Below are 25,942 nucleotides of genomic sequence, written 5' to 3'. Positions count from 1 at the left end.
TCCCACCCCACTCCCCGGGGCCTACACGTTTCGGGAGGTACAGGGGGCGGCGGCCGAAGCGCGCGCAAGGCGAAGCGGCAGGGGGAGGGACGCGGCGGCAGGGGGCGCCTTTAACCCGCGAGCGGGAAGTCGAGGATGAAGGTGGAGCCTTTTCCGAGTGTCGAGTCTACGCGGATTTTACCGTTCATGGCGTCGACCATGGACTTGACGTAGGACATCCCGAGGCCGAAGCCCTTGACGTTGTGGAGGTTGCCGGTGTGGGCGCGATAGAATTTTTCGAAGATGCGGCCGACGGTTTCGCGGCTCATGCCGATTCCGTTGTCTTCGATGACGATGCGGATGAGCTTTCCGGTGTTGCGGGTGGAGACGCGGAGACGGAGGTTCTCCTTGGAGTATTTGACGGCGTTGTCGAGGATATTGCTGACCAGGTTTACGAAGTGGACCTCATCCACCGAAACCAGGTCCTTGGTCGCCTGGAAGTGGGTTTCCAGCACGCCGCTCTTTTGTTCCAGCTGGAGCCGAAGGTTGTCGATGGCACTGGACAGCAGCTCGTGGGTGTGGAAGGTCTTGCGGTTCAGCTGGACCTCCTGTTTATCCAGCTGGGCCGCCTGGAGGATGGTTTCAACCTGCTTGTTCATGCGCCGGTTTTCTTCCTTGATGATCCCGGAAAAATAGTCCAGCTTCTGGCGGTCCTGGATAACGCGCTCGTTCTTCAACGCATCCACGGCCAGGCCTATCGTGGCCAGGGGCGTTTTGAACTCGTGGGTCATGTTGTTGATGAAGTCCCCTTTGATCTCGGAAAGCTTCTTCTGCCTCAGGGCGGAATTGATGGTCAGGAAAAACGCGGCGATGATCGTCAGCGTGAAGAAGATCGCCCCGACGATCATCCAGCCGATGGACCGGAACACGACGGACTTGTAGTTCGGCAGCACCAGGACCATCACCTCGTCGGCGGAAAATGCGTCCCACATGCGTTCCGCGGGCGGGATCAGGGCATAGCGGAACTGCAGGTTGTTGACCGAATCCTTGACCAGGGCGGCGAAGTTGTCCGACGCCAGGTCGTGGTAGTTCGCCAGGAGATACCCGCCAACGTTGTTGAAGATGGAAAACTCGAAATGCGTGTTGCCCATTCCCCTGGCGGCGAAGGCCTTCTGGAGCTTTTCCTTGATGACGTAGTTGGTGTATCGTTTGGTGACCGAGAAGTGGCTATAGAAGTCGTTGCTGGGCACGCCGGGCATCAGCGGCACCCGCAGGGCGTCGGGGGCCTGGTGTTGATCGACCAGCTGCGACCCGACCTCGTCCAGGACGGCATATACGTTTTCCTTCAGGTGCTCCTGATTGACATAACTGGCGTTCTCGATCCACTTGTATTGCACGTAAATGATCCCCAGCAAAGAAATCGTGATCAGGACTATGATTACCGGCAGCGTTCGCTTCATACCCAAAAATACACTATCTTACTGGTAGCAAAGAGGAACGAATTATGGAAAACCCCGCCCCTGGTATCTTGCTGATAGCCGAGCCATTCCTGAAGGATCCTAATTTCACCCGGACGGTCATCCTGCTGACCGAGCACCAGGAGAGCGGCAGCCTGGGCTTTGTGCTCAACAAGCCCCTGGAATATTCCCTGGAGGACCTCGTCCCCGAGGCAGCGGGCTTGAAACTGCCTGTATACTCGGGTGGACCCGTACAAACCGACACCCTGCACTTCCTGCATCGCTATCCGGACCTCATACCCGGTAGCCGCCGGCTGGTGGACGGGCTGTCCTGGGGAGGCGACTTCGAAGCCACGCTTTCCCTCCTGCGGAGCGGGGAGCTGACCCCGGAAGGCATCCGTTTCTACATCGGCTACAGCGGGTGGAGCGGCGGGCAGCTGGACGCGGAGATGGAAGGCAAGACCTGGCTAACGGTGGGGGCCAGCCGGCAGGTCGTGTTCCACGAGCCCGCCTCCGGCATCTGGAAAGAGGCGCTCCGGCTGATGGGTAAGGAGTACGAGATAATGACAAATTTCCCCATTGATCCTCAATTGAATTGAAAAAGCGGGCTTCGCCGGCTTGGCTTCCTTATCGCAGCGACACGAACAAGCCGCCCTTGACGCCCCAGTAGTTCAGGTTGTCGATCCCGAACTCGTTATACGGGAGGTAATTGTATTCCGCCGCCAGGTTGAACCCGAACTTACGGTTCCGGGTGACCGGTATCAGGACGCCCGCCTCCCCGTTCACCGCCAGCTTTCCGTTATTCTGGTCGATGTTGGAAAACTCGCCCAGGTACTGCCGGTAGCTGATGGCATTGACCCCCACGCCCGCGCTGATATAGGGCTGTACCGCCGCCTGGCTGGACAGGAATTTATAGGTGGCCCTGGCGGTGATCGGGATATTCTGGATCGAATTCGAAACGACCGCCGTGATGTTGGTGCTTTTGTCCCCGTATGGATAGGTCGCCATCGGGTATTTTTGATAGAAATCCTGATATTCAATGTTCAACCCGACCTGGAAATGTTGCCCGACCGGGAACATCAGCGAAGCGTCCCAGCCGTTGTAGGAGGTGGAGTTGACATTGTCCTTGAGTCCGTTCAAGGGGAAACCGATCCCATACCGCAGCTGGAAGACCGGCGTATTACCGGGGTTGTAATAGGGCAGGTCCTGTGCGCCGGCCTTTTGGACGACCGCAAGGGCTATCACCGTATATAGAAGAATCTTTTGCATGACAGTTACATTTTCAAGTAAGGAGATTGGGCGAACAGCGTATCGACTTCGGCCGGCACGTTTGCCGTGTTGAAAATGTCTTCCCCTTTGATCAGCGCGCTCCAGACATCCTTCAACTGTTTGTTCGAGCCCGCATTCTTAAGGTCGAACATGTCGAAGGCCAGGGCGTCCTCGTTGATGGAATAGGCCGAAAAATAGCCCGGGAAGCCGTAACCATAACCATATCCCCAATAGTACGGGTCCCAATAGTCCCCATAATCCGAGAAGTAGGTTACACCGACGTAGTTGGTGCTGATGTGCGTCAGGTTCACCGCCAGGTCGGGTGAAGACTCCTTGGAGACCTGGGCATATCCCGCCGCCGTCATGGCGCTGTCAAAAGCCCTTATAAAGGCGGTCTCGCCGGGCCCGAGCTCCATCCCTACGTTCTGGCCGTTGATCAGCAGGGCCACCGAGTCGGCTACGCTAAAGGTCTTGTAGGTCGTGAAATTGGCAGTGGTATCGTACTGCGTGATATAGATCCTGGTCTCGGCGTTGCTCAAATGATTCAACGGCTCCTTCCGGCAGCCCTGCCAGGCCAAGGCTGCACCACAGAGGACCGCCAGTCCCCAATACTTCTTCATAGTGTTATTTTTTAATCTCACCCTTTAGACGGCCGGGCCGGCGGCCGGTATATGCCATGGGCGTTAAAAAAAACACAAAAGGCGGGCCTGTGCGGCCCGCCCTTCACATATTACGTTGAGCGCTATTCTTCTATTACATCGGCGCCTTCCGCCAGCACCGTCGTCCGGTTGTCAAGCACTTCCACGAACCCGCCATGGATAGTCACCACGGCCAGGGTGTTGTATTGCTTGTCCTTCAAAACCCTGACACGGCCTTCCTTCAAGGCGCTGACCAGCGGCGCGGCCCTGTCGAGGACCTCGAACAGGCCGGTTACACCGGGCAACTGAACCCCATAAACGTCACCGGTGAATATCTTTTTTTCCGGTGTTAATATTTCCAAGTGCATAGTGTGTCGTTTTATCCTTGCGCGGCAGCCATCAGCTTCTTACCCTTCTCGACGGCGTCGTCGATCGTGCCGACCAGGTTGAAGGCGGCTTCGGGATATTCGTCCACGGCGCCATCCATGATCATGTTGAACCCGCGGATGGTTTCCTCGATCGGGACGAGCACGCCCTTCAGACCGGTGAACTGCTCGGCCACGAAGAAGGGCTGGCTCAGGAAGCGCTGTACCTTACGGGCGCGGGACACCGTCAGCTTGTCTTCTTCGGACAACTCGTCCAGACCCAGGATGGCGATGATGTCCTGGAGCTCTTTATAACGCTGAAGGATCAGCTTCACGCGGTTGGCGCAGTCGTAGTGGGCGTCCCCTACGATGGCGGGCGACAGGATCCGGGAAGTCGATTCCAGGGGGTTCACCGCCGGGTAGATACCGAGGTCGGCGATCTTACGGTCGAGTACGGTCGTAGCGTCCAGGTGCGCGAAGGTCGTGGCCGGCGCGGGGTCGGTCAAGTCATCCGCGGGTACGTATACCGCCTGTACGGAGGTGATGGAGCCGTTCTTGGTAGAGGTGATCCGTTCCTGCATCAGACCCATTTCGGTCGCCAGCGTCGGCTGGTAACCTACGGCGGAGGGCATACGGCCCAGCAGGGCGGACACCTCGGAACCCGCCTGGGTGAAGCGGAAGATGTTGTCGACGAAGAACAGGATGTCCCGGCCTTGTCCCTTGCCGTCCCCGTCGCGGAAGTATTCGGCGAGCGTCAGACCGGAAAGGGCCACGCGGGCGCGGGCTCCGGGGGGCTCGTTCATCTGGCCGAACACGAAGGTCGCCTTGGACTCTTTCAGCTCGTCCATATTAACCTTGCTCAGGTCCCAGCCGCCTTCTTCCATGCTGTGCTTGAAGCCGTCGCCGTATTTCATGATACCCGCCTCGATCATTTCCCGCAGGAGGTCGTTCCCTTCGCGGGTACGCTCCCCTACGCCGGCGAATACGCTCAGACCGGAGTATGCCTTGGCGATGTTGTTGATCAATTCCTGGATAAGTACCGTCTTACCTACGCCGGCGCCGCCGAACAGACCGATCTTACCGCCCTTGGCATAGGGTTCGATCAGGTCGATCACCTTGATACCCGTGAACAACACTTCGGTAGCGGTGCTCAGGTTTTCGAAGGCGGGGGGCTGGGCGTGGATCGGCCGGCCGTTGGTCTTGTCGACCGCGGGCATGCCGTCGATCGGGTCGCCCGTAACGTTGAATAAACGCCCTTTGATGTTGTCCCCGACGGGCATAGCGATGGCCTTGCCGGTATCGACGACCTCCATCCCGCGGACCAGGCCTTCCGTCCCGTCCATGGCGATACAACGAACGCTATCCTCGCCCAGGTGCTGTTCCACTTCCAGGACCAGCGTAGAGCCGTTCTCGCGTTTCAATTCAAGGGCGTTGTAGATTTCCGGGAGGTTGCTTTCCTTATCGAACCGAACATCAATGACCGCACCGATGATCTGCTTGATTTTACCGACATTGGGCATATATCAACTAATATTTTAAGGTCTCAAAATTTTGCGCAAAGATAAGGGTTCAACACCTAAAATGGAAAGGTAGTGAACAAAATACGGATCTTTTCCTTTTTTGACCTTCTATTTGTTGATATTCAACACGTTATATGGAACCCATCCAGCTAAATTGCCCGGAGGGCCAGCCGCAAACCCCAGCGGATGGCCGTTAGGAGTCCAGCCCTTTTTAGGGAGTCAGGGATCCCTTTGGACGGTTCGATGGAGGGCTCGTGTTTTTTTATAAAAAAATGATCGATCAGCGCTTTTCCGGCGCCCAGGACCGTATTGGTCACGCTGCCCTTTAGCAGGGGCGGCAGAATATTCTTGACCCCGGTGTATAGCAATTGCCCCGGCAGCTCCTGGAGACGCTCCTTGAGCACGGCCTCGTCTGCCAGGACGCGCTGCTTGACCACCTTGCGGGTGGCCTTCAGCTCCTCCAGGTTCCCGATGTAGGGGGAGTGGGGCCGGTTATTGGGAAATCGTACCGTTACCGTTGGGTTGTCCATCTTCTTCATCATTATTTTGGTCAAAAACCGTTTTGATCACCAGGTTGATCAGGAACGGGAAAATATACCGCTTGCGGATCGCCAGCAGCACCGCGAAAACCAGCACATAAAAACCGGCGATGATGCCAAATCCGTAAAACTGGCTGCCGGTCACCTCCGAGAAGTAGTACCCCGCCATGATGCTCAGGAACATGATGATAAAGAAAAAAAGAACGGCGAGCAGCATTCCCGTGACAAAATGCGCCGCCAGTTTGGCACCTTTCTCCGCCGCGTCGATCCGTATCAACAACAGGCGGTCCTTTATATACCGCTCGATCAGCTCTTCCGTTTCCGCAAAAAAGCGCTCCTTCCTTTCTTCCATTTTTTCCTGATTTTAAGCCTGTTTCGTAAACTCTTTCACCCGTTCTTCCAGGTCCTCGGCCATCTTCTTCCCTTTGCCGATCGCCTCCTTGAAGTCGTCCTCCAGGTCGGAAGCCGTAGCCTTCAGCCTCTCCAGTATCTCCTGCCCCTTGTCGCTCGTCAGCAGAATCCCTAAAGCCGCTCCCGCCGCCGCCCCCACGACAAAGCCCAGTAATAATTTGGTGTTGTTAGACATACAATTTGGTTTTGAATACCTTAAAGCTAGTTAATCCCGTTCAAAAACGTTGCCGGGATTACTTTCCCCACTTCGTTCGGGCCCTCCGCCAGGCAGGCCGCGCGCGCTTAGGGGCAGTGGCACGGGTGGTGGAATGGCGGCCATTTCTTAGCCTTGTTTGCTTATATTGCCCCCAAAAAAGGGCGACTAACATGCAAGTGATCGAGGTTCTGGGGAAGGACACTGCCAGGGCTTTTTTGGAGGTGAACGAGCAGTTGAACGGGAATAACCCAAATTATATAAGACCCTTGGACAAGGACATCGAGGACGTTTTCGATCCGGCCAAAAATAAAGCTTACCGGCACGGGGAATGTACGCGCTGGTTGCTGAAGGACGATTCGGGAAGATATATAGGGAGGATTGCGGCTTTCGTGAATAAAAAATACCGGAATAAAGGAGACCAGCAGCCGACCGGCGGGATGGGTTTCTTCGACAGCATCGACGACCAGGCGGCAGCCAACCTGCTCTTTGACACCGCAAGGGATTGGCTGAAGGCCAAGGGCATGGAGGCCATGGACGGCCCCATCAACTTCGGGGAGCGGGATCGGTGGTGGGGTCTGATCGTACAGGGTTTCGACGCGCCGCTGTACGGCATGAACTTCAACCCTCCCCATTACCGGACGCTCATGGAGCGGTATGGGTTCGAACCCTTTTTCGATCAGATTTGTTTCTCGATGAAGGTCCGGGAGCGTCTCCAGGACAAATTCTATAAAAGGCACGCGGAGCTGTCCAAGGAACCGGGTATTTCGGCCCGGCACATCGACAAGTCCCAGCTGGATAAATACGCGCAGGATTTCGTTTCCGTTTATAACAGGGCGTGGGCAAGCCACGGCGGCGGCAAAGACCTGCGACCCGAACTCGCCCGGTCCATGTTCCGAAAGATGAAGCCGGTCATGGATGAACGCCTGATATGGTTCGTATACCACCATGAAGAACCGATCGCCTGCTGGGTCAACCTCCCCGAACTCAACCAGATTTTCCGGCACTTCCATGGCCGGTTTGGATGGCTGGAAAAACTTCGTTTCGTCTGGCTTCGCTGGCGCGGCGCCTGTACCAAGTTCACCGGACTCGTTTTTGGGGTCGTCCCCGAATGGCAGCACAGGGGGGTCGACGCCTATATGATCATGGAAGGCGCCAAGATCGTCCAGTCGCCACACATCCCTTATACTGACTATGAAATGCAGTGGATAGGCGACTTCAACCCCAAGATGATCAATGTGGCCGAGAGCCTCGGCACTTACCGGAGCCGGACCCTGACCACGTACCGGTTTATGTTCGACCGGTCCATGCCCGTACGGCGGCATCCGACCCTCGACTGATGCCCTCTGGCGATTATTACGTAAATTTGTAGATACGGCGCTTTCCTGGCGCCGGCGCAACAAATGGATCAATTCATCGTTTCCGCCAGAAAATACAGACCGCAGACATTCGACACCGTCATCGGCCAGTCGCACATCACGACGACCCTGAAGAACGCCATCCGCACCAGACAGCTGGCTCACGCCTTCCTGTTCTGCGGGCCGCGGGGCGTCGGCAAGACCACCTGCGCGCGCATCCTGGCCAAGACGATCAATTGCGAAAACCTCCAGCCGGACGGCGAGGCCTGCGACCATTGCACTTCCTGCCGGACCTTTAACGAAGGGACTTCCCTCAATATACACGAGCTCGACGCCGCTTCCAACAATTCGGTGGATGACATCCGGTCCCTGGTGGAGCAGGTCCGTTTTGCCCCGCAGGCCGGCAAGTACAAGGTCTATATCGTGGATGAAGTCCACATGCTTAGCTCCTCGGCCTTCAACGCCTTTCTGAAGACGCTGGAGGAGCCGCCCTCTTACGCGATCTTTATCCTCGCCACTACGGAAAAGCACAAGATCCTGCCGACCATCCTCTCCCGGTGTCAGACTTTTGATTTCAAACGGATTACACTAAGGGATACGGTCGACCACCTGGACGACATCTGTCACAAGGAGGGCATCACCGCCGAAAAAGCGGCCCTGCAGGTCATCGCCCAGAAGAGCGAAGGCTGTATGCGCGATGCCCTGAGCATCATGGACAAGATCGTCAGCTTTACGGGTGGAAAGGTGAGCTATGGCAACACCCTGGAACACCTCAACGTCCTGGACGACGACTATTACTTCCGGTTGCTCGACTTTATGATGGCCCAGGACCTTTCCGGCTCCCTGCTCCTGTACGACGACATCAACCGGAAGGGATTCGAAGGCGACCTCGTCCTGGGCGGGATGTCCGAATTCCTCCGCAACCTCCTGGTCTGCCGGGACGAAAAGGTACTGGGACTCCTGGACGTCGTCGAGAGTTTCCGCGACAAATACAAAACCGCTTCCGCCAAGGTCGACTCCGGCTTTTGCGTCAGCGCGCTGAATATCCTCGGCGAAGCCGAACTGAGCTACAAGGCCGCCCGCAACAAGCGGCTGCACGTCGAGCTGGCCCTTATCAAGCTGGTCTACCTTGCCCAGGCCCTCGAGCTCGTCCAGGGGGCCGATGGCCTCGCAAAAAAAAAACTGAGTGAGGCCCCGCTGGGCTTCCGTACCCAACCAATCGTAGCGGCCCGGCCGGCGGCAAAGGCCGCTGCGGCGACCGCGATCGGCGCGTCGCTTGGTGCCGCCCCGACGGGCACCGGCGCGAAGCTCGTGGTGGAGACACCCACCCCCGCGTCCGTCCCGGCACCCGCGCCGGCGCCCCAACCTTCCCCGAAGGCTCCGACGGAGCCCACCGGCGGCGGCAAGCTGAACTCGCTGCAAAAGCTGCGTCAGCAAATCGCCTCCCAGCAAAAGTCAGCGACCGAAGAACTCCCGCTGACGCAGGCTTCGCTACAGGAAGCCTGGCAGAAATACATTACCACCCTGCAGGAGCGGAAAAACCACTCGGCCGTCACCAACTTCCGGTTGGCCATCCTGCGGATACTGGACGAACAGTCCTTCGAGGTGGTTATGGGGCAGACCATCCAGCAAAAATTCATCGAGGCGGAAAGAGCCCTGCTGATCGAACACATACAAACGTTCTTTAATAACAGGAAACTGACCTACCAGGTCGTCGTGGAAGAAACCGAGGCGCCAGCCGAGCCCGTCGAACGTCCCCTCAACACCAAGGAGCTATTTCAACAAATGAGCACGCAATACCCGCTGGTCCGGGAGCTCAAAGACCGGTTGAAGCTGGACCTGGATTACTAAGGGTTACATGGGATCGGCTACCGCCCACGGCGGACCCGCGCGACGAACTCCCGGGGCGGAATTTATTGGGGGTAACCGATTTTGATTTAATTTCACGCCACAATTAAAATACCTAATGTTTTTATGGCAGAAGTGATACGCATGCCCCTGCTGAGCGATACCATGACCGAAGGCAAAATTGTTACTTGGAATAAAAAGGTAGGCGATAAGGTAAAGAGCGACGATGTGCTGGCTGACGTAGAAACCGACAAGGCGACCATGGAAGTGGTGGGTTATGCAGACGGTGTTTTACTCTATATAGGCGTACCCGAGGGACAGGTCGCCAAGGTCAATGACGTGATCGCCGTCGTCGGCAAGGCCGGCGAAGACTATAAGGCGCTGATCGCGGGGGGAAGTACCTCCGCAGGTGGCTCGCCTCAGGCGAACGCCGCACCCGCAGCGGCGCCCGCACAGGCCCCGGCGCCCCAAGCAAGCGCTGCACCCGCCGCCCCGGCGGTAACCCCGGAAAGCCTGGGAGCCACCGTCATCCGGATGCCGCTGCTGAGCGACACGATGACGGAAGGCAAGATCGTCACCTGGAACAAAAAGGTAGGGGACGCCGTCAAGAGCGACGACGTCCTGGCGGACGTGGAAACCGACAAGGCGACCATGGAAGTTGTCGGCTATGCAGCCGGCACCCTGCTTTATATAGGCGTCCCCGAAGGACAGGCCGCCAAGGTCAACGACATTATCGCCATCGTAGGCAAGGCCGGCACGGATGTGAACGCGCTGGTGGCGTCGCTGAATAGCGGCAGCCCGGCAGCACAAGCAACCGGCGCCCCGGCAGCGCAACCTGCGCAGCCCGGGGAGTCCACGGCGCCACAAACCGCCGCCGCGCCCACCGCGCAAAGCGACGCCGGCGGACGCCTCAAAGCCTCACCGTTGGCCCGGCGTATCGCCGCCGATAAGGGCATCAGCCTCTCCGACGTGTCTGGTTCCGGAGACGGCGGCCGGATCATCAAACGCGACATCGACACCTTCGTACCGGCCGCCAAGGCGCCGGCCCAGCAAGGGCCCGCGAAAGCCGCGGTACCGGCTTTCAGCGCCGCCCCGGGCACGGAGGGTTTTACGGACCTTCCGAACTCACAGATGCGTAAGGTGATCGCGCGGCGTTTGGCGGAGAGCAAATTCAGCGCCCCGCACTTCTACCTCAAGATCGAGGTCAATATGGACAACTCGATCAGCGCGCGCAAAGCCCTCAACGAGATAAGCCCCGTTAAGATCAGCTTCAACGACCTCATCATAAAGGCTGCCGCCATGGCCCTACGGCGCCACCCGGCCGTCAACGCCAGTTGGATGGGCGACTTTATCCGCCAGTATAACCACGTGCACATCGGTAGCGCCGTGGCCATAGAAGACGGCCTGATCGTACCCGTCATCCGTTTCGCCGACCAGAAGTCGCTTAGCCAGATCGCTTCCGAAGCAAAGGACCTCTACGAAAAGGCGAAGAACAAAAAGCTCCAGCCAAACGAATTCAGCGGAAATACCTTTACCATTTCCAACCTCGGGATGATGGACATCGAAGAGTTCACGGCGATCATCAATCCGCCCGACAGCTGTATCCTGGCCGTCGGTAAGATCGAAGAAAAAGTAGTAAGGACCCCCGAAGGCTTCGGCGTCATCAATGTCATGAAGCTCACGCTGAGCTGCGACCACCGGAGCGTGGACGGAGCCGTGGGTGCGGCATTCCTGCAAACGCTGAAGAAGTTCCTCGAGAACCCGGTGGCGATGCTCGCTTAAGTACTACACATGCTATATTAATACAAGGGGCCCCCGCGCCCCTTTTTTCATGCCCCTGGAAACCGATTTCCTTCGATCATCGTAGATAATAGGGTACCACCGTTACTTTCACACTCAAATAAACACTCTATTTTATGAAGCGTTTCTTCAGCCTGTTAATGGGCACGGGCCTCCTTTTGTCCGGCGCGAACACCTATGCCCAAATGTCCGGCGAGAAAACCGTCGAAGTCGGCGGCGCCGCGATGTATCCCACCAAAGACATCGTCGACAATGCCGTCAATTCAAAGGACCACACCACGCTGGTGGCCGCGGTCAAGGCAGCGGACCTCGTTTCGACGCTCAAGGGAGCAGGACCTTTCACCGTCTTTGCACCGACGAACGAAGCCTTTGCAAAACTTCCTGACGGCGCCGTGGACAACCTGCTCAAACCCGAGAACAAACCCGACCTGGTAAAGGTGCTCACCTACCACGTGGTCGCCGGTCGCATCGGCTCCAGGGAATTGATGAAGATGATCAGGAAAGGCGGCGGTAAGGCCACGCTGAAAACCGTACAAGGCGAAAACCTCTACGCCTCCGCCAATGGCAACATGATTACGATCTGGGATGAAAACGGCAACAAATCGATGGTCACCATCGCCGACGTATGGCAGTCGAATGGCGTTATCCACGTGGTGGATACGGTGCTGATGCCGAAGTAGGGCCGCGCAATGTAAACTTCTATATCCACTAGTCTTATCCGCCTTACGGGCGGCCCTGCGGGCCGCCTTTTTGCGTCGCGACGCATCCCTTTTTGAAGTAAATACGTTACATTACAGTATGTTCCGCAACACCGTGCGTTTGCTCCGGTTCCCGTTTTCCTTTTTCCTGTTGCCGGTTTTTTTATTTGCGCTGAGCCAGGTGCAGCGCATCGACCCCGGGAGGGCCGTGCTCATGTTCGTGATCTGGCACCTGCTGGTATATCCGGCGAGCAACGGGTACAACAGCTATATGGACAGGGATACGGGGCCGATCGGGGGGCTGAAGACGCCACCGCCGCCCCCTGCCGGGCTGTTCCGGGTAACGCTTACGATGGACGTGCTGGCGGTATTGCTCGGCTTTTGGGTAGGCCCGGTCTTTGCAGGATGCGTACTGGGGTATATCCTTGCCAGCCGGGCTTATAGTTACAGAGGCCTCCGGCTGAAACGCTATCCATGGATCGGGTATTTGACCGTGGTGGTGTTCCAGGGGGCGGTGGTGTTCTATGCCACGTACGCGGGCGCCTCGCGTACACCCGCTACCGACGTTCCCTGGCTGCCCATGTGCGCCAGCAGCCTGCTGATCGGCGGTTTTTACCCGCTCACGCAGGTCTACCAGCACGAAGCCGATGCGCGCGACGGCGTGCGCACGGTGAGCTCGGTTCTGGGGTATAACGGAACTTTTGTGTTCTGCGCGGGGGTATACCTACTCGGATTTGCGATCCTGGCACATTTTTTTGGTCATATACATCAGATAAAAAGATTCCTGAGCATCCAGGCGTTCTTTTTACCCGTACTTATCTATTTTATAGTCTGGTTCGACGGTGTACGGCGCGACCGCAGCAAAGCGGATCACGCCCATACCATGCGAATGAACTGGCTGGCATCGACAGCGGCCAACGCGGCCTTCGGCACACTTTTAATCTGGTCCACGCTTGAGTAAGATCATTTCCATAGGCACAGGGGTCCCGGCCCACGCACACACGCAGGAAGCCGTCCTCGGGTTCATGCAGCGCATCTACGCGAGCAGCCCGGAGGAGGCGCGTAAAATGAAGTACCTGTACCACCACTCCGGTATTGAAACCCGGCACTCGGTGGTCCCCGACTACAACCTCCCGGCCCGGGAATGGACCTTCTATTCTCCCACGGAAAACCTCGAGCCTTTCCCGACGACCGAGCAACGGATGCAGTGGTACAACCGCTGCGCGCCCGAGCTCGGCTTACGCGCCATCCATGCCTGTCTCGACGGTCTGGAGGAGCCGGCCGCCATCACTCACCTGATCACCGTCAGCTGTACCGGTCTCAGCGCGCCCGGGTTGGATCTCCAGCTCATGGAAGCCTTGCGGTTGCCGACCTCGGTTTTCCGGAGTTCGGTCAATTTCATGGGTTGCTACGCCGCCATACACGGGCTGAAGTGGGCGGACGCGATTTGCCGGTCAGAGCCCAACGCCCGGGTGCTGGTGGTCTGCGTGGAGCTGTGTACCCTCCATTTCCAGTCGGAAGCGACCATGGACAATATTTCATCCGCCATGTTGTTCGCCGACGGCGCCGCGGCGGTGCTCGTCACCGCCGATACGGATCCCCGGAAGGGCTTCCGGCTGGAGCAGTTCCACAGCGAAGTGTCGCTCCAGGGGAAAAAAGACATGGCGTGGGACATCGCACAGACAGGATTCCGAATGACCCTGAGCGGGTACATCCCGGACCTTCTCCAGGCTGACTTCGCTTCGCTGGTCGATCGCGCATTGACAAGGGCCGGTCTCCGGCGTGGAGACATCCGTCACTGGTGCATACATCCCGGCGGCCGGCGCATACTGGACGCGCTGGGGCAAAGCCTGGAATTGCCAACGGGCGCCCTGGCGCACAGCTACTCCGTCATGCGGGACTACGGCAATATGTCTTCTCCCACGTTGCTGTTCGTATTGAAACGCATCCGGGAGGCGCTCGCGGACGACGACGACTCCTACATCTTCGCCGGCGCTTTCGGCCCGGGGCTCACCATGGAAACCTTTATTGCTTCGGTGGTATGAGCTGGGCGGAGCGTCTCGACCAGCTGGAGCTCCTGGACGGCGATGACATCCCCCAGGCGGACCTGGAACGGAACCTGGTCGAGCTGGATATCATCAACCGCCGGCTGGGCGGTCATCGCATCACCCTGGCGGGGATGGAACGCCTGATATGGACCCCCAGGGTCAGGATCATCCTGCAACAAAGACCGCTACGGATATGCGAGATCGGTTGCGGGGGCGGCGACAACCTGTGGGTCATCGACCGGTGGGCGCGCCGCCGCAACATCCGGTTGGATATCGTGGGCGTGGATCTGAAAGAAACCTGTACGGCTTACGCCGAGCGTAAGCGGTGGCACAATCCCACCTTCTGGATGACCCGGGACTACCGGGAATTCGACCTGGATGTCGACATTATCTTTTCCTCGCTCTTTTGCCACCACTTCCCGGACGAGGAGCTGCCGCCGATGTTGCGGTGGATGAATGAGCACGCATCCGCCGGTTTTTTTATAAACGACCTCCATCGTCATCCCCTGGCGTATCACTCGATCAAATGGTTGACAAGGGCGTTCTCCCGTTCGTATCTTGTAAAGAACGACGCCCCGCTTTCGGTGCGGCGGGCCTTTGTGCACCGCGACTGGGACAGATACCTGACCGAGGCGGGTTTATCCCATGCCAGCGTTTACTGGAAATGGGCGTTTAGATGGTTGGTGGTGGCCCCAAAACCGGTCCATGTCCCTTGATCGCCCATACCAGGTAGCCCTGATCGGCGGCGGGCTGGCGGGACTCAGTCTTTCCATTTCGCTGGCACAAAAGGGGTATCGCGTGCTGGTGCTTGAAAAGGAGCAGTATCCTTTTCACCGCGTTTGCGGAGAATATATCAGTATGGAAAGCCATCCCTACCTGGAGCGTTTGGGTCTGCGCCTCGAAGGGCTGCCGCGTATCCGGAAGCTGCTGGTATCCGCCCCCGACGGTTACCGGTTAATACACCCGCTGGAACCAGGCGGCTTCGGCATCAGCCGCTTCACGTTGGACGCTTTACTGGCGGAGAGGGCCAGGGCGGCGGGCGTCGACCTGCTTACCGGCGTAAAGGTCACCGGGACGCATTTTAGGGGTGAGGTCTTTGAATTGCAAACCACCGTGGGGACGATGGAGGCCAGGGTGGCGATCGGCTGCTTCGGGAAGCGCAGCAACCTGGACGTCCAGATGCGGCGGCCTTTTGTCCAGCGCGGGAGCCGGAAACTGGACAATTTCCTGGCGGTGAAGTACCATATCCGGACGGACCTGCCCGTCGATCAGATCGCGCTCCACAATTTCCGGGATGGTTATTGCGGTGTATCCGCCGTGGAGAACGGACTGTATTGTCTGTGTTACCTGACCACCGCCGCCAACCTGGAAAAAGGCGGCGGATCGATCAAATCGTTGGAGGAGAATGTCCTGTATCAAAACCCCCACCTGAAAGAGCTGTTCACGCAAGCCGATTTCGTGTGGGAACGGCCCGAGACCATCGCGCAGGTCAGCTTCGCCCCGAAATCGGCGGTGGAGCAACACCTCCTGATGACGGGGGATGCGGCGGGTCTGATATCCCCGCTGTGTGGAAACGGCATGAGTATGGCATTCCGGTCCGGGCTCCTGGCGGAAGAAGCCCTCGTCCCCTTCCTGGAAAACCGGTATGAACGCCAGGAAATGGAAAATCGTTACCACCGGGCGTGGAGTGTGCAATTTTCTACCCGGTTGAGGACCGGAAGGCTTATCCAATCGATGTTCGGAAAACCATGGACAACCAAATTATTGTTGAAAGTCTTGGCCCCTTTTCCGATATTGACCAGGGAAATTATACGCAAAACGCATGGAAATGCGTTTTAACTGGAACTACTATACTTGGATAAATAATTTACGCGGTGAAAAAAATCGTGTCCGCCCTACTGGGTATTATGGCTATCGGCCCCGTCATGGGCCAAAACTACCAGGCCTTGCATGGCAGCCCCTACTCCGGGAGCCTGAGCAACGACTATAATCCGGCGGCCATGCTGAATTCCCCCTATTCCTGGGACCTGACGCTGTTCGGCGTCCAGGGCAAATTCCTCACCAACGGTTTCAACGTCACCAATGCGTCCCTCCTGTCGTCCACGGACACGCTGATGGTCAAAACCAAGAACGGGACCTTCGCCCGTTATATGCTCGCTTCGGTGGATATCCACCTGCTGAACGGACGCATATCCCTGGGACGCCGCTCGGCCTTTGGCTTCGGCCTGAATATGCGTAATTACCTACGCGTGTCGACGGGCCCCTATAGCTACTACGACAGCACCGCCAAAACCGGGGATTTCTTCAACGCCAATGTCCGTAACCAACCCCTGACCGGTAACGGTACGCAGGCCAGCTGGCTGGAGGGCTATTTGTCCTATGCCCACGTGTTGTACGAAGACGACGGCGCCCGCTTGCAGGTAGGCGGCACCCTCAATGTGCTGCGCTCGCTGTCCGGCGGCTATGCATTTGCGTCGGCCGGCACCTACATACCGGATGTCAATGGGGGTTTCCAGGTGACCAACGCCGCGGCACAGTATGGCTATTCGCAGAATTACAACGCCTGGAGCTCGGGCAAATCCGCCACGGACGAGTTCAAGCACGCCGTCAAAACCGGCCAGTTGGGCGCCTCGTTCAGCATAGGCGGGGAATACATCCAAAAGAGCGGCGAGGACTGGGGTAAGGAGGAAAAGTCGGGGACCGATGTCTATCTCTGGAAACTCGGCGTCGCCCTGTTGGACGTCGGCACCAACCGTTTCAACTACGGCGTGGGCAGCGCCGTCTTTTCAGGGGTAAAGGGCGTCGTGACCGATTCCCTGCTCAACGCCCGTTTCGGAAACATCAAGTCCGTCCCGCAGTTCTCGGATTCTGTCGCGGTGACTGCCAACAATTTCAACTATATCCGCGGGAAGTACAACATATCCACCCCGGCCCGGCTCGTCGTAAACCTCGACGAGCGGTTTCCCTATAACCTGGCCGTGAACGGCGAGCTCACCCTGAACTTCACCGGTCTGAAGAGCACGTACGCCAGCGTGCAGGAGCTCAACCTGCTCACCGTCACCCCGCGCTGGGAAACGTCGACCTGGGGCGCCTATCTCCCCATCGAAGTCACCAACCAGGGCCATTTCTGGGTTGGCGCCGCCATCAAGGCCGGTCCCCTGGTCGTAGGGTTGCACAACCTGGCCTGGCTCGTCTCCAAAAAAGCGATGCCTAACGGTGGTGGGTATCTCGCGATCATCATCCACCCCCGACCCCGCGAAAACGACGGGGTAAAGTGCCCCAAGTTTTAAACTTCGTATCTTTGTGGGATGAGCAAAAAAACGTTGGTCATCGGCGCTTCTGACGATCCGTCCCGCTACAGCCACCGCGCGGTAGAGCAGCTGGTGGGGCACGGACACCCCGTCGTCGCCCTTGGCAGGCACACGGGCGAAGTAGCCGGCGTGCCCATCGTGACTGGACGGCCGACGGACACCGATTTCGATACCGTGACGCTGTATGTGAACCCCACGATTCAAAAGGACTACTACAAATATATCCTCGACCTCAAGCCCAAACGTCTCCTTTTCAACCCCGGCGCGGAGAACCGGGAACTGGAGGAGATGGCCGCCGCCGCCGGCATCCAGCCGATGGAAGCCTGCACTTTGGTGCTGCTGGCGACTGGCCAATACTAGATTACCATTCCGTTAAACCGCGTAAGCGATGCCGTAGTGTACGGATTTTTCCGTAAATTGGGCAAACCCATTAATATATGAAGTGGCGCAGATTCAATGGAGAACCCATTCATCTGCCCATCAAAGAGGAAGTCGCGAACGCAATAATCCGAGAGACGAAGAAGGGCTATCATTTGAAGGTTTGCATCGGCACGGACTCACAAGTAAAGGGCATTGAGACGGAATTTGCAACCGTCATCGTTTTCCTCAGAGAAGGGCATGGTGGATTTATGTTCATCCACAACGAGAAAACCAGGCAAGTATTCACCATCCGGGAACGCATGCTGGTGGAAGTAGCCAAAAGCATCGAGATTGCTTACGAGCTATGTGATCTTTTCAACGAGTTTGATGTTGACATGGAGGTGCATGCAGACATCAACACCAATCCATCCTTTAAGAGCAACGAGGCGCTCCGGGAAGCCATGGGCTACATCCTGGGGATGGGTTTTGCTTTCAAGGCCAAGCCGGAAGCCTTCGCCAGCAGCAGCTGCGCCAACAAGATCGTGAACTAGGTCGCCCCTTGTGCGTCTGCCGCCAGTCGTAGCAGCGTCGCGCCTACAATGCCAGCCGTCTCCGTGCGGAGGCGGGTATCTCCCAGCGTCACGGGAATCCAGCCCCGGGATAGCGCCTCTGTCACTTCTTCCGTTGTAAAATCACCCTCCGGCCCGATCAGCAACCAGGCTTCGCCCTGGCCGCCGGGCAGGTTTTGCTTGCGCTCTTCGAGGCAGTGGGCGATAAACCCTTTTTGCTGTCGGAGCAGGTCCCGCAGCGGCGTCGCCTCCGTCAATTCCGGCAGCCATACCTGTTGCGACTGCAGCATCGCGGATACCAGGATGTGCCGAAGCCGCTCCGTTTTCAGGGAAACCCGTTCGGTCCGCTCGCAAACAACCGGTACGATGCGGGCGACGCCGATTTCGGTGGCTTTTTCCAGGAACCATTCGAAACGGCTGGTATTCTTTATGGGGGAAATACCTATATATACAACCGGTCCGGTTCGCTCCGTGTAGACGGCCGGTTCCAGGGAAACCACGGAATACCTCTTGTCGGCTTCCAGCAGGGTGGCCGTGGTCTTGCTGCCCCTGCCATCGGTGAGGAGCAAACGGTCGCCCTTACGCATCCGCAAAACCTGGACAACGTGCCTGGTGGTGGGATCGTCGAGCTCTAAGGTGGGTCCCATTGCGCCCGCTGCCGCGGGCACTCCGATGTCCGGCATATAAAAAAACGGGAGTGCCATCTTAAAAGGGCGGTTCGGCGTCGAAACCGTCGTCGAACTGGGGATCATTCATCCGGCTTCCCTTCTGGATGTAGAGCTTGGGACCGCCGCCGCCGTGGTCATCTCCCCCACCGGGACCGACAGGTTTCCAACCCCCTCCTCCGGAAGGCGGTAGACCGGGTCCGAAGTCGCTGGCTTCGTCCTCGACAAATTTCTGGATATGGAGAAGGGCCCGCAACTTGATCGTTTCCAGGGAACCGTTACGGTGCTTGGCGATCCGTACGTGGGTTTCACCCTTGTTGCTTTCGCCCATTTCATTGGCGGTAATATCATAGTACTCAGGGCGGTACAGGAACATGACCATGTCCGCGTCCTGTTCTATGGCCCCGGATTCGCGGAGGTCGCTCAGCTGGGGCATCTTGTTGCCGTCCTTACGCTTTTCCACTTCGCGGCTTAACTGGGACAGCGCGATCACCGGGATGTTGAGCTCCTTGGCGAGCCCCTTGAGGTCCCGGGAAATCCGGCTGATTTCCTGTTCGCGGTTCATATTCCGGTTTTCACCACCCCCGCTCATGAGCTGTAGGTAGTCGATGATGATCATCCCGATGTTGTGCTTGTTCTTCAGGCGCCGGCACTTGGCGCGAAGCTCGAATATGTTCAGGGCGGCCGAGTCGTCTATGAAGATGGGAGCATTGGCCAGGCGCTGGATACCCTTTTGGTAGAGCTGTTTCATTTCGTGCTCCTCCAGCTTTCCCCGGGCGATCTTTTCCAGCCAGATTTCGGACTCAGCGGCCAGGATACGCTGGACGATCTGCCCGGCGCTCATTTCCAGGCTAAAGAAGGCCACAGGGGTCGGCTTCGACGGGTTGAGGGCGGCCCACCGGATGAGGTTCAGGGCAAAAGCCGTCTTACCAACGGCGGGACGGGCGGCCAGGATGATAAGGTCGGTGTTCTGCCAGCCGTAGGTGACCTTGTCCAGGCTGGGAAAACCGCTGGGTATACCGGTGATATCCTCCTTACGGTTCCGCATATCTTCGATCCGCTGGATGGTCTTGACCAGGACGGTATCGATGGAATCGAAATTCTTCCGCAAATGGTTGTTGGTGATCTCGAATAGTTTGCTTTCGGCGTCATCCAGGAGGTCGAAAACGTCCGCGGAATCCTCATAGGCGTCCCCGATGATCTCCCCGCTCACCCGGATCAGCTCCCGCTGGATGAATTTCTGGAGGATGATACGGGCGTGGGCCTCGATGTTGGCGGCGGATACCACGGCATTGGTCAGCCTGGTGACGTAGTAGGGTCCCCCGACCATTTCCAGCTCTTCCCTGAAGCGGAGCTCCTCCACCACGGTCAGCAGGTCGATGGGCAATCCCTTTTGGGCCAGGCCCTGCATTCCCCGGAAGATCCGCTGGTGGGCGTCCACGTAAAAACACTCGGGTTTAAGGATCTCGATAACGACGTCAAAAGCCCCTTTCTCAAGCATTATAGCACCTAAAACAGCCTCCTCCAATTCTTTAGCCTGGGGAGGGACCTTTCCATACACCATGGTTGTCAGGTCCAGCGCCGGCTTCCTCCGGGTCTTCCGGTCTTTATTGAGGTTAGTGAGATCCATCGAGCGTTTTTCTTGTTTTGATGTAGAGTGACCGCAGCTGTTCGGGTCGAAAGTACACGCGGCCAATGTTACCGCAATGTTAAGTGACCGTACAGGGGAGGTCGAAGGTAAAGGCAAAAACCCCGACGGGAAAATTAAATTCGATTCAAAGTATTGCACACGCCTTCCCCACGATATTCACTTATACCCCCCGCTTATAAACAGAACACCCCCTGTTTATCCCCAATTTAATTAATTTTTCCGCTCAACCCCCATTGATTTTCACACCCGCTGTGCAAAAAAAAAGAGGCCCGGTTTTGCTTGAAAATCGGGCCTCCTGAAGGTCGGGTTCAGGTATCCTGAGCCGTGAGTTTGTTTACATTTAGTTCATACAGGTAACAATTCCTTCATATTTCCTTAATCTACGGGGAGACGCGCTCCGTGTTTTCGCGTAGTGTGGTGGCGGGCCCGGGGCGTTTGTTGCCCCACGCGTTCGCTGCCCGCCGCAGGTTGCACCGCGCGCTAGTTGCCCCGTCGCCGGGCGGTGTCCATCCGTTGCTGGCGGGCGCCATTCCCGCCGGGCATCACGCGGCCGCCGCTGCCCTGTTGGTTGGGCGCAGCGTGCTGGGGCAGGGCCCGGGGCTGCGGCTGCGGCGGGGTCTGCTGCGGCTGCCGGGGGTTTTGCTGTGGCTGCTGAGGGTTTTGTTGTGGGGTCGGCCGGCGCGGGAGCTGCTGCTGCGGGTTCTGTTGCGGCTGCGGGTTCTGCGGCGTCACCGGGCGCTGGTTCTGTTGCGGCGGCTGGTTCTGCGGCTGCGATTGCTGCGGGTACGTCCGGCGCGGAGGCTGCTGCGGCTGTTGCGGATTCTGTTGCGGCGACTGGTTCTGCGGCGGCTGGTTCTGCGGAGGCCGTTGGTAGGACGGCTGAGTATTTTGCGGTTGCCCGCCGCCGATGGGTTGCGCGCTAGCGGGTTGCCCACCGCGTTGCTGGCCGCCACCGGGCTGTCCCCCGGCAGGCTGCCCTCCACGTCCCCGGAAGGGCGCCACCCTGGACGGCGCGGGAGCCGAAGTCCCACCCCCCGGATTGGAGGCGCGTACCGGCGGACGATAGATCGTTAATTGCCCCCCGTCCAGCCGCCCACCGCCCGGGGCGTTGCTTTCGCGGAAGTTCACCGGCCGGATTTGCGACCGGGTCACCGTTTCGACTTCCGACCGGGAAGGTCCGGCGACATAAACGTTGCGGTTGTTGTTGATCACGGTCCTGTTCGTGACGCGATTATTGATCGTCGTGTAATTGTTGATGACCGTCGTATTGTTGATGATCGTTACGTTCCGGGATTCGTTGACGTAGTAATTGTTGACGTGCGGGCTGGCGACATATTGTCTCGGCACGAAGCACCACGTCCTCGGCGGCGGGTTATAGGCGCCGATGGACACGCTCACGCCCACCGCGGGGCCGAGGGGCGCCCAGCCGTAGTAGTCGGGGCTGGTCCTCCAGGAGACCCAGGCCGGCGCCCATTCATAGCCAGGGACCCAGCACCAGCCATAGTTATCGTCAAAGAACCAGCGACCGTAGTGGAAAGGAGCCCATCCCCAGGAATAGTCGCTCACCCAGGTCCAGCCATCGTCCGAATAAGCCCATTGTCCTGCACTGCCATAGGGCTTGAAGTCGGGTCCAACGTTGGGTATCCAGACATAACCCATGTCCGGGTAGTCGGTCCATTCACCATAGGGGCTGAGCGCATCATAAAAAGTCTGGTAGGTGATCGCCGGCGGCGGCGCGGGCGCCGGAGGAGGCGGTGAGGGTTCCGAGGTCTGTATGACGACGTGCGTAGGTCCGCACGCCACCGCAAGACACACCCCGGCCAGTGCGCAAAGGGAGAACATCTTTTTCATACTCAAATAGATAATAGTGTTACAGGATAGACCGGCACAACCGTGCCGGGTTCAATCATCGGCATGCAATTAACGTTATCTTTGCGGCATGACAATCTCCTATCACTGGCTACACGACTACCTGCCCGTCCAAATAGAGCCCGAAAGACTATCTAAGATATTGACATCCATAGGACTGGAAGTAGAATCCCTGCACCCCTACGAAGAGGTGACCGGGAGCCTCCGGGGATTGATCACGGGCAAGGTACTGGAATGCGGCCCCCACCCCAATGCCGATAAATTAAAAGTAACCACCGTGGACATCGGCTCGGGCGATCCGCTCCAGGTCGTTTGCGGCGCGCCCAACGTGGCCAGGGGACAGACGGTCGTGGTCGCCCAGCCGGGGGTCACCATCTATCCGCTCAAAGGCGAACCCGTTACCCTCAAGGCCGCCAAGATCAGGGGTGTCGAAAGCCAGGGCATGCTCTGCGCGGAAGACGAAATCGGTCTGGGAGAAAGTCATGCGGGCATCCTCGTTCTGCCCGACGATATGCCCGCCGGTACGACCCTGGCAAAGCTGCTGGAGCCTTATACCGATTGGGTATACGAAATCGGCCTCACCCCCAACCGGATGGACGCCATGAGCCACCTGGGCGTAGCCAGGGATGTCTGCGCCTATCTTTCCCACCACGAAGGCAAGCCATACGCGGTGAAGTCGCCGTTCACCGGCGGCCTTACCGCCGACGATCATAGCCTGCCGGTCGACGTCACCGTCGAAAACCAGGACGCCTGTCGACGGTATGCCGTCTGCAGCCTGAGCGGTCTGAAGCCCGGCCCCTCCCCGAAGTGGATGCGTAGCCGGCTGAAGGCCATCGGCGTGCGCCCGATCAGCAATATCGTCGACGTTACCAACTATATACTCCACGAAACCGGCCAGCCGCTCCACGCCTTCGACGCCGCTAAAATGCATGGCGGAAAGATCGTTGTGAAAAACCTGCCCGAAGGGACCCCCTTTACCACCCTCGACGGCAAAGAGCGGAAGCTGAGCGCCGAAGACCTCATGATTGGCGACGCGCAGGGCGGTGTTTGCCTGGCCGGGGTTTTTGGGGGTTTGGACAGCGGCATCGGCGACGATACCCATTCGGTCTTCCTGGAAAGCGCGTGGTTCGATCCCACGACGATCCGCAAAACCTCGATCCGTCACGGCCTGAGAACGGACGCCGCCACCCGGTTCGAGAAAGGCGTGGATATTTCAGGGACGGTGCTCGTCCTGGAACGCGCCGCCCGGCTGATCCGTGACATTGCCGGCGGCAAGGTATCTTCCGACGTCACCGACATCTATCCCCGGCCGGCCCAACCCGTAACGGTTTCCCTGGGTTACGAATACCTCCGCCGGCTGAGCGGTAAAAGCTATCCCCCCGCCACCGCCCGGGAAATCCTGGGCGCGCTGGGCTTCAAGGTCCTCGAAGAAAATGAGGCGGGTCTTACCGTATCCGTCCCCACCAGTAAAACCGACATTCACCTCCCCGCCGACCTTGTGGAGGAGATCATGAGGATCGATGGGCTGGACAACATCGAGATACCCCAGACGATACGGATAAGCCCATCCATCGAACACGACAGGGCGATTCCCGCGCTCAAGGAAAAAACGGCCGGTTACCTGGTTGGCCTGGGTTTTAATGAAATCATGACCAATTCGATCTCGAACAGCGCCTACTTCAAGGACGCTTACCGCGAAGAGGAGCTGGTCGTGCTGCTCAACAGCCTCAGCTCCGAGCTCGACGTCATGAGGCCCACGATGCTGCATACCGGTCTGGAGGCGCTTGCCTACAACCTGAACCGGAAAAACCTGAACCTCCGGATGTTCGAGTTCGGCAAAACCTATCGCCCCGACCGGACCGGCACGGGTAAGACGCCTTACCACGAAAGCGACCACCTCTGTTTGTATATGACCGGGGTATCGGGCGAGGACTCCTGGCACCGGAAGGCGTTACCCATCGATTTCTATTACGCCAAGGGCGTTACCGGGGCGTTGATGAAGCTCGCGGGTCTCGAGGGCGGCCTGACCGTCAAGACCGGCGAAGCGGCCGAAGCCATATATTATATGGAGGGCCATCCCATCGCCAAGGCCGGGCAGGTCCGCAGGGACCTCGCCGATCGGTTCGGCATCCGCCAGGCGGTGTTTTTTGTGGACATCGACTGGAACCGGGTCACCACCCTGTACAGCCAACAGGCGATCCTCTACCGGGAGGTTGCTCGTTTCCCATCGGTCCAGCGCGACCTGGCGCTGGTCGTCGACGAGGCGGTCCCCTACGATCGCATCCGGTCGGCGGCCTTTGGCGGGCGGTTGAAGAAGCTCCGGTCGGTCGACCTGTTCGACGTTTTCCGAAGCGAAAAGATAGGCTCCGGCAAAAAGTCCGTCGCCCTGGCCTTCACCTTTCAGGATGAGGACAAGACCCTTACGGACAAGGAAATCGACGCCATGATGCAACAGCTCACCCAGGCCTTTGCCAAGGAACTGGGCGCCGAAATCCGCAAATAAACACGCGGGCCAGCCACAGGCCGGCCGAAGGCCCATCATTAGCGGAGCGTGGGAAATGGTTATATTGCACCGCAAACCATTTCCCACGCGCATGTCGGAAACGCAGGAACACATCGAACGGCTCCGTCAAAAAATTGGCGTCCTCCTGAAACAGTGGCAACTCCTCCGCAAGGAGAACGACCGGCTGCAACGGGAAAACGCCCTCCTGCGCGGGCAGGAGGCCGCCTACCAGGAGACGATCGCCCGCCTGGACCACCAGGTCGAAGCCATGAAGGTGGGCGACCCGGACTCCCTCAGCGAATCCGACAAGAAAGGTCTGGAGAAAAAAATCAACGGATACATCCGGGAGATCGACCGCTGTATCGCCTTGCTCACGGAATAACCCCCCGCCATGGCTAACGAACTCATCCCCGCCAATATCGTTCTGGGAGACCGGACCTACCGGATCAAGATCGCCACCGACGACGAGGAACACGTCCGCCGGACGATCAAGGTCATCAACGAAAAGATCCTGGAATTCAAAACCCAGTTCGCCGGGCAGGATATGCAGGACTATGTCGCCATGGTGCTCGTCTGGTACGCGACGCAGGTGGGTGGCGGCGCGCCGGCCTCGATGGTGGAGGCATCGCTCGTCAAAGAGTTGACACAATTGGAAGAGCAGCTGGACAGGGCGCTGGCCCACGGTGAGCCCTTCCCGGTCGAAACGGCGCCCCGGCGGCTGCCGCCGGAGTGAGGTCGCGGCGACGCCGCAAGGCAATAAATCTCATGCCAAAGCACGGCCCCGTGACGATCTGTCCTATTTTTCCTATACCTTCGCAAACTAACCGCCCGGTATGGCAGCAGCGTGTCTGTATGCGTGTAGGTGCTGGATTGTGAACCATTTAAAACGAA

The 25,942-nt window shown here is 58.2% G+C and carries 26 protein-coding genes; 15 read left to right on the top strand and 11 right to left on the bottom strand.

Going from position 1 to position 25,942, the window contains the following annotated elements; translation table 11 throughout:
* Positions 1–110: 110 nt before the first annotated feature.
* Complete coding sequence (locus VL547_RS09170) at positions 111–1,439, bottom strand: HAMP domain-containing sensor histidine kinase (RefSeq protein WP_325577359.1); 1,329 nt, start codon at positions 1,437–1,439, stop codon at positions 111–113.
* A gap of 44 nt (positions 1,440–1,483) precedes the next feature.
* Here VL547_RS09170 and VL547_RS09165 point away from each other — a divergent pair, with 44 nt between their 5' ends.
* Complete coding sequence (locus VL547_RS09165) at positions 1,484–2,035, top strand: YqgE/AlgH family protein (RefSeq protein WP_325577358.1); 552 nt, start codon at positions 1,484–1,486, stop codon at positions 2,033–2,035.
* Between the two features lie 28 nt (positions 2,036–2,063).
* On the opposite strand, the gene VL547_RS09160 is transcribed toward VL547_RS09165, so the two are convergent.
* The 7 genes from VL547_RS09160 to VL547_RS09130 all read right to left on the bottom strand — a co-directional run bounded on the left by VL547_RS09160 (position 2,064) and on the right by VL547_RS09130 (position 6,353).
* Complete coding sequence (locus VL547_RS09160; RefSeq protein WP_325577357.1) at positions 2,064–2,705, bottom strand: outer membrane protein; 642 nt, start codon at positions 2,703–2,705, stop codon at positions 2,064–2,066.
* A 5-nt stretch (positions 2,706–2,710) separates the two neighbouring features.
* Positions 2,711–3,325, bottom strand: coding sequence for a DUF4136 domain-containing protein (locus VL547_RS09155; RefSeq protein ID WP_325577356.1), 615 nt, complete (start codon positions 3,323–3,325; stop codon positions 2,711–2,713).
* A 122-nt stretch (positions 3,326–3,447) separates the two neighbouring features.
* Entirely contained in the window at positions 3,448–3,711 is a 264-nt protein-coding gene (atpC, locus tag VL547_RS09150; RefSeq protein WP_325577355.1) for an ATP synthase F1 subunit epsilon, read from the bottom strand.
* A gap of 11 nt (positions 3,712–3,722) precedes the next feature.
* Positions 3,723–5,228 carry a F0F1 ATP synthase subunit beta gene (atpD, locus tag VL547_RS09145; RefSeq protein WP_325577354.1) on the bottom strand — a complete coding sequence of 502 codons (1,506 nt, stop codon included), beginning with the start codon at positions 5,226–5,228 and terminating at the stop codon, positions 3,723–3,725.
* A 149-nt stretch (positions 5,229–5,377) separates the two neighbouring features.
* Positions 5,378–5,770: a hypothetical protein gene (locus VL547_RS09140; RefSeq protein ID WP_325577353.1), complete on the bottom strand. Its 393-nt coding sequence runs from the start codon at positions 5,768–5,770 to the stop codon at positions 5,378–5,380.
* Positions 5,721–6,119 (bottom strand): phage holin family protein, encoded by a 399-nt coding sequence (locus VL547_RS09135; protein ID WP_325577352.1) that lies wholly within the window; start codon positions 6,117–6,119, stop codon positions 5,721–5,723. Before VL547_RS09135 ends, VL547_RS09140 begins: the two co-directional genes overlap by 50 nt.
* 12 nt (positions 6,120–6,131) lie before the next feature.
* Positions 6,132–6,353, bottom strand: coding sequence for a YtxH domain-containing protein (locus VL547_RS09130; protein ID WP_325577351.1), 222 nt, complete (start codon positions 6,351–6,353; stop codon positions 6,132–6,134).
* A gap of 191 nt (positions 6,354–6,544) precedes the next feature.
* On the opposite strand from VL547_RS09130, the gene VL547_RS09125 reads away from it, so the two are divergent.
* From VL547_RS09125 to VL547_RS09075, 11 genes are all read left to right on the top strand, one after another.
* Positions 6,545–7,711, top strand: coding sequence for a hypothetical protein (locus VL547_RS09125; RefSeq protein ID WP_325577350.1), 1,167 nt, complete (start codon positions 6,545–6,547; stop codon positions 7,709–7,711).
* Between the two features lie 63 nt (positions 7,712–7,774).
* Entirely contained in the window at positions 7,775–9,580 is a 1,806-nt protein-coding gene (locus VL547_RS09120; protein ID WP_325577349.1) for a DNA polymerase III subunit gamma/tau, read from the top strand.
* A 123-nt stretch (positions 9,581–9,703) separates the two neighbouring features.
* Positions 9,704–11,359, top strand: a complete 1,656-nt coding sequence (locus VL547_RS09115) for a pyruvate dehydrogenase complex dihydrolipoamide acetyltransferase (RefSeq protein WP_325577348.1) — start codon at positions 9,704–9,706, stop codon at positions 11,357–11,359.
* 134 nt (positions 11,360–11,493) lie between these two features.
* Complete coding sequence (locus tag VL547_RS09110) at positions 11,494–12,057, top strand: fasciclin domain-containing protein (RefSeq protein ID WP_325577347.1); 564 nt, start codon at positions 11,494–11,496, stop codon at positions 12,055–12,057.
* Between the two features lie 118 nt (positions 12,058–12,175).
* Complete coding sequence (locus tag VL547_RS09105) at positions 12,176–13,036, top strand: UbiA family prenyltransferase (RefSeq protein ID WP_325577346.1); 861 nt, start codon at positions 12,176–12,178, stop codon at positions 13,034–13,036.
* Positions 13,029–14,120: a type III polyketide synthase gene (locus VL547_RS09100; RefSeq protein ID WP_325577345.1), complete on the top strand. Its 1,092-nt coding sequence runs from the start codon at positions 13,029–13,031 to the stop codon at positions 14,118–14,120. The genes VL547_RS09105 and VL547_RS09100 overlap by 8 nt, the downstream gene beginning before the upstream one ends.
* Complete coding sequence (locus VL547_RS09095) at positions 14,117–14,839, top strand: methyltransferase domain-containing protein (protein ID WP_325577344.1); 723 nt, start codon at positions 14,117–14,119, stop codon at positions 14,837–14,839. The genes VL547_RS09100 and VL547_RS09095 overlap by 4 nt, the downstream gene beginning before the upstream one ends.
* Positions 14,829–15,962: an NAD(P)/FAD-dependent oxidoreductase gene (locus VL547_RS09090; protein ID WP_325577343.1), complete on the top strand. Its 1,134-nt coding sequence runs from the start codon at positions 14,829–14,831 to the stop codon at positions 15,960–15,962. Before VL547_RS09095 ends, VL547_RS09090 begins: the two co-directional genes overlap by 11 nt.
* Before the next feature lie 35 nt (positions 15,963–15,997).
* Complete coding sequence (locus VL547_RS09085; protein ID WP_325577342.1) at positions 15,998–17,413, top strand: hypothetical protein; 1,416 nt, start codon at positions 15,998–16,000, stop codon at positions 17,411–17,413.
* Between the two features lie 18 nt (positions 17,414–17,431).
* Positions 17,432–17,794 (top strand): CoA-binding protein, encoded by a 363-nt coding sequence (locus tag VL547_RS09080; protein ID WP_325577341.1) that lies wholly within the window; start codon positions 17,432–17,434, stop codon positions 17,792–17,794.
* 77 nt (positions 17,795–17,871) lie between these two features.
* A complete protein-coding gene (locus tag VL547_RS09075) occupies positions 17,872–18,345 on the top strand; it encodes a ribonuclease H-like YkuK family protein (protein ID WP_325577340.1) in 474 nt (157 codons plus the stop codon).
* On the opposite strand, the gene VL547_RS09070 is transcribed toward VL547_RS09075, so the two are convergent.
* The 3 genes from VL547_RS09070 to VL547_RS09060 all read right to left on the bottom strand — a co-directional run bounded on the left by VL547_RS09070 (position 18,342) and on the right by VL547_RS09060 (position 22,530).
* Positions 18,342–19,067: an RsmE family RNA methyltransferase gene (locus VL547_RS09070; protein WP_325577339.1), complete on the bottom strand. Its 726-nt coding sequence runs from the start codon at positions 19,065–19,067 to the stop codon at positions 18,342–18,344. The genes VL547_RS09075 and VL547_RS09070 overlap by 4 nt on opposite strands.
* A gap of 1 nt (position 19,068) precedes the next feature.
* Positions 19,069–20,658, bottom strand: a complete 1,590-nt coding sequence (gene dnaB / locus VL547_RS09065; protein ID WP_325577338.1) for a replicative DNA helicase — start codon at positions 20,656–20,658, stop codon at positions 19,069–19,071.
* A gap of 501 nt (positions 20,659–21,159) precedes the next feature.
* Positions 21,160–22,530, bottom strand: coding sequence for a DUF6600 domain-containing protein (locus tag VL547_RS09060; RefSeq protein ID WP_325577337.1), 1,371 nt, complete (start codon positions 22,528–22,530; stop codon positions 21,160–21,162).
* A gap of 88 nt (positions 22,531–22,618) precedes the next feature.
* On the opposite strand from VL547_RS09060, the gene pheT reads away from it, so the two are divergent.
* From pheT to VL547_RS09045, 3 genes are all read left to right on the top strand, one after another.
* The gene (pheT, locus tag VL547_RS09055; RefSeq protein ID WP_325577336.1) at positions 22,619–25,051 is read left to right on the top strand and encodes a phenylalanine--tRNA ligase subunit beta; all 2,433 of its coding nucleotides are present in this window, start codon (positions 22,619–22,621) and stop codon (positions 25,049–25,051) included.
* A 91-nt stretch (positions 25,052–25,142) separates the two neighbouring features.
* On the top strand, positions 25,143–25,433 hold the full coding sequence (locus VL547_RS09050) for a hypothetical protein (RefSeq protein WP_325577335.1): 291 nt from the start codon (positions 25,143–25,145) through the stop codon (positions 25,431–25,433).
* 9 nt (positions 25,434–25,442) lie between these two features.
* Positions 25,443–25,784, top strand: coding sequence for a cell division protein ZapA (locus tag VL547_RS09045; protein WP_325577334.1), 342 nt, complete (start codon positions 25,443–25,445; stop codon positions 25,782–25,784).
* The last annotated feature ends 158 nt before the right edge of the window (positions 25,785–25,942 follow it).

The sequence above is a fragment of the Dinghuibacter sp. genome (genome assembly GCF_035492835.1).
Taxonomy (GTDB): domain Bacteria; phylum Bacteroidota; class Bacteroidia; order Chitinophagales; family Chitinophagaceae; genus Dinghuibacter.
This window is presented reverse-complemented; position numbering and strand designations above follow the sequence as displayed.